Source organism: Vicinamibacteria bacterium, from assembly GCA_035620555.1.
GTDB lineage: Bacteria > Acidobacteriota > Vicinamibacteria > Marinacidobacterales > SMYC01 > DASPGQ01.
In genome coordinates this window covers 1-4290 of the sequence record DASPGQ010000122.1, presented here as the reverse complement: position 1 = coordinate 4290, position 4290 = coordinate 1, and the positions used below count along the sequence as shown (strand labels likewise).

The following is a 4290-nucleotide window of genomic DNA, read 5'->3' as shown; positions in this document are numbered from 1 at the left end:
GTCCTCACCGCCGTCGTGGCGACCCGCGCCAGCGTGCCGCGCCAGCCCGCATGGACGGCCGCGACCGCGTTCGTCGCCTCGCTCCAGAAGAGGAGCGGCAGGCAATCCGCGCTATGAACGATGAGGCCGAGGCCAGGCTCGTCGGTCAAAAGGCCGTCGGCCTCGGGAATCGTGTCGTTCGTCCGTACCAGGCGAACGGTGTTGCCGTGAACCTGTCTCATATGAGTCGCGCTTTCGAGCCCCAGAGCGTTCACGAGCCTCTGACGATCCTCGTGGCCGTGATCGCGCTCGCCGAACCCTTGGGTGCGAAGAGTGAATCCGTGAGGCACGTCGTTCTCCTCGAGCACCCGGCAGAAGAGGCGATCGAATCCCGGATGCGCGCGAACGGAGAAGAGCTCGCGCAACTCAGGCGAGGCTCGGGGCGAGCGCGGATGCTTTCTCGTACTGGCTCTGGAGAAGCTCCGGTTTCATCCCGTTATCGATGTGCTCCCAGGGAAGCGGCTCGCCCGGGGAACGCTCCCGGTGGATGGTGGCGTCGAGAGCGAGACCTTCTTCCTTCATCGCTCGGCTCAAGTCCGCTTCGCCTCTCGCCATGCGAACGATCACCGGGGCGAGCCTCCGGTCGCCGAGCGACAAGACGGCCTGGAGCCTTTCCTGCCGCGGCGACTTGAAGTTCGCCTCGACGTTCGGCATGCGCGCCATCGCGCGCTCGAGACGGCGCATCTTGCGCCGGAGCTCCGGCACCCGTTCCATGGCGTGCCACTGAAACGGCGTCCCCGGCTTGGGAATGAAGGGATTGACGCTCGGAATGATTCGCCCGAGCCTTCCCCGGCGCCGTCCGTGATCGAGTAGCCGGTCGCGCACCTGGCTCACGAGGTCGATCATGGCCTCGAGATCTTCCTCGCGCTCGGTGGGAAGCCCGACCATCAGGTAGAGCTTCAGGCTCTCGATCCCCGTCGACAGGATGAGGTCGACCTTGTGGAGGATGTCCTCGTTCGTCACCCGCTTGTGGATGGCGAAACGCAGCCGGTCGGAGCCCACCTCGGGCGCCACCGCCAGGGTCTTTTCGCCGCTTCGGGCCAAAGGCTCCACGAGCTCGAGGCGAATATCCTCGAACCGGAGCGACGAGACGCTGATCCGATAATCCATCTCGAGGAGCGATTCGACCAGCGGAACGATCTCCCGATGCGCCCCCACCGCCGTCGATACGAGACCGATGTCGCCGGTGTGGGCCCGCGCGCGCCGCGCGACTTCGAGAATCCGCTCGATGTCGAACGAGCGCTTGGGCAGGTAGTTGTACCCCGCCCAGCAGAACCGGCAGAGCGTCGGGCAGCCTCGCGAGACCTCGACGAGGAACTTGTTCGCCATCTCGGTCGAGGGCGTCAGCACGTAGGTCGCGGGAGGCGGAAGTGCGGCGCTCTTTCCCATCTTCGCCCGGACCATTCGGCCTTTCGCCCCGGGGACGTAGAATCCTTCACTTTCAGCGAGCTCGGCGACGACGTCTTCCTTCGCCCGCGATGCGAGAAGCGCCCGGGTGAGCGGCGGAAGAAGCGCCTCCGCCTCGCCGATCGCCACGACGTCGAGAAAGGGCGCCATGGGCTCGGGGTTGAGGAACGTCACCGGCCCCCCGGCGAGCACGAGAGGGTGTGACGCGTTCCGCTCGGCTGCCAGAGGCGGAATGCCCGCGAGATCGAGCATGCGCACCAGGTTCAGCTCGTCGGGCTCGAAGGTGATCGAGAACGCCAGCACGTCGAATTCGCGCACCGGCGTCTGAGACTCGAGGGAAAGAAGCGGAACGCCGGCCCGGAGGTGCTCTTTCATCTCCTCGCGGTCGGGCAGGAAGACCCGCTCGCAGACGACCTCGGGCAGCTCGTTCCAGAACCGATAGACGGCCTGAAATCCCACGTTCGACATCCCGATGTAATAGCGGTTCGGATAGGCGAGGGCGATGCGGAGCTTGCCGTCATGGGGCTTCGCGATCGCGCCCACTTCGGCCGCGAGACGGCGTCGCAGTCGCTCGACGAGAAATCGACTCATCTGGTCTTCATTATAGACTCTACCCTGAGGGGCACGATCATGCGGTACCAATTCCTCTTCGAGACCTACGAGACCGAGATCCTCAAAGTGCTGAGCGTCTGGTCGATGTTCGAGGACTCCGACCTGTCCGCGCGGCCCTCGAGCACCGACGAACGCGGAAGGAGCGTTCTCGAGCACATGGTCCATCAGTCCATGAGCGAGAACCTCTGGTTCCGGGACATGCTCGGAATCGGGGTGACCGACAATCCCCTTCCGGCGAAGGAAACACGTCTCGGCTTCATCGAGACCTATGCCGAGAACGCGTCGAAGCGACTCGCGGCGCTGCGCGAAAAACCGGATTCCTGGTGGGAAGAGGAGGTGGGCTTTTTCGAGGTCACACGCTCCCGGGCGTGGATCGTCACCCGCAGGATCGCCCATACGGCCCATCACCGGGGACAGCAGACCGCGCTTCTGCGAATGCTCGGCCGCGATCTCCACAGCACCTACGGACCCACGGCGGATACGGGTGGCCTCATGCAGAACCAGGCGCCCGTCGTCTACGCCTACCCCGACCTCGACACGCTTCTCGACGAGGAGAAGGGAGGCACGCGGCGGAAAACGCCGCTGCCGGGACCGGGAAAGGCATCTCCGACGGAGAGACCCGGCTCGTGAGAAAGAGCGCTCGCGTCGGCGTCGCCTCCCTCACCCATCCTTGTCAGAGATCGCCCGCTCGTGGAGAATAGGAGCTCAACCCAAAGACGCTGGAGGTCTCCATGCGAGATGTATCGGTTGCCCTGACGCACCGCCCCGGCGAGCTGGCTCGAGTCGCTCGAGCCCTTTCCCGCTACGGACTCAACTTGAAGTCGGTCGCCGGACTCGCCATCAACGGCCAGGTGCAGGTCCGGCTTCTGCCCGACGAGATCGAGTCGGCGCGAAAGGCGCTCGAAGCGAACGGGATCCGCTTCGAGGAGAACGAGGTGGTCACCGTACTCCTCGAGAACAAGGCGGGAGCGCTCGCGGAGATCGCGGAGAAGCTCGGCGACGCGAACGTGAACCTGCTGGGGCTCTACGTCACCGGCCTCGAAGGGGACCTGGTCGAGCTCGCCATCATCGCGGACAAGCCGAAGAAGGCCAAACGAATTCTCGGGTGAATACCGGGCAGATCCCGCCGACCAACTCCGTCCGGAAAGAGTTGGTGCGCCCTCCGAGCATTCGACCAATGAGGGATGAGTATCTCGACCACGGCTGCCACAGAACTAACCCCGCCGCTGAACGAAACCGATATGGATTGATTTCGACATTTTGAATGTGTTACCTTACGGGGTAACGTTACTCGAATGGCGAGAATTCGCCGCGGTGGCTACATTTTCCTCACCTGGATCGGTGACCATTCTCCGCGGCACGTTCACGTCTATCGCGATGGCAAACTCGTCGTGAAATGGGACCTGGAGAACAGGATGCCGATGATCGGTGAGGCAAGTCGAAGAATCTTGGCGCTCATCGATGAACTCGAATCCGAGGGACTGCTATGAAGATCCGATCAGTCAAGGCAAACAATCGAAGAAAGGCCTTCGAGGTGAAGATGCCGTCGAGAACGCTGTCCTTCCCTTTCATCAAGGCGGAGCCTCGTCCCACGAGCAGCGACCCTGTCGACGACGTCAGGGTGGATAAAGAGCTCGGGCGGGAGGCGTTCGTCTATGTGCTCAAATCGGGGGCGGAGGGTACCATTCATATCGATCAAGTGCTGGAGTACAACCAGGACCCAGCCTATTTGCGGGATCTCTTGCTCTACCGATTGACTCTCGAAGCCCAAAAAAGGGTCGAGGAAAGCGATTTGTCGAAGCGAGAGATCATTCGGCGCCTTGGCACCTCCGCCGCGCAGTTCTACCGATTGCTCGATCAGACCAACTATCGCAAGTCAGTGGATCAGGTTTTGAATCTCTTGCATGTCCTCGATTGCGACGTTGACCTGGTCGTCAAGTCGAAGAGTGCTTGAGTCAAGAATCGTGGAGCCGATTCCAGAGAAAGAGGTCCTGGAAGTCATGACCTACGAGCTTTGGGAAAAAAAGAAATGAGCCACGTCGATCTCCGAATCAGCTATCGAGATGGCCGCCCCAGAGTTGGATATCTGTATCTCTCCGACCCGCGGGACAAGAGCGAGCACTCGATGCGAGTCGAACAGGGGATGGTCCTCGATATCACTCCGTCCGGCCAAAACCGCTGAAGACCCCCTCATGTCGCCTCGAATCCGCCAAAAGGCCAACGCCTCCCTCA

6 protein-coding genes are annotated in these 4290 nt (G+C 62.3%); 4 read left to right on the top strand and 2 right to left on the bottom strand.

Annotated features, from left to right (window positions below):
• Positions 1–404 (bottom strand): laccase domain-containing protein (locus VEK15_05065; GenBank protein HXV60042.1); only part of this gene is annotated, 404 nt, incomplete at its 3' end.
• Position 405: 1 nt separating this feature from the next.
• A complete protein-coding gene (locus VEK15_05060; protein ID HXV60041.1) occupies positions 406–2037 on the bottom strand; it encodes a radical SAM protein in 1632 nt (543 codons plus the stop codon).
• A 39-nt stretch (positions 2038–2076) separates the two neighbouring features.
• Between VEK15_05060 and VEK15_05055 the strand changes: the two genes are divergently transcribed.
• The 4 genes from VEK15_05055 to VEK15_05040 all read left to right on the top strand — a co-directional run bounded on the left by VEK15_05055 (position 2077) and on the right by VEK15_05040 (position 4012).
• Positions 2077–2688 (top strand): DinB family protein, encoded by a 612-nt coding sequence (locus VEK15_05055; protein HXV60040.1) that lies wholly within the window; start codon positions 2077–2079, stop codon positions 2686–2688.
• 101 nt (positions 2689–2789) lie between these two features.
• On the top strand, positions 2790–3167 hold the full coding sequence (locus VEK15_05050; protein ID HXV60039.1) for a hypothetical protein: 378 nt from the start codon (positions 2790–2792) through the stop codon (positions 3165–3167).
• 186 nt (positions 3168–3353) lie between these two features.
• Complete coding sequence (locus VEK15_05045; GenBank protein HXV60038.1) at positions 3354–3548, top strand: hypothetical protein; 195 nt, start codon at positions 3354–3356, stop codon at positions 3546–3548.
• Complete coding sequence (locus tag VEK15_05040) at positions 3545–4012, top strand: hypothetical protein (GenBank protein HXV60037.1); 468 nt, start codon at positions 3545–3547, stop codon at positions 4010–4012. Before VEK15_05045 ends, VEK15_05040 begins: the two co-directional genes overlap by 4 nt.
• Positions 4013–4290 lie beyond the last annotated feature (278 nt).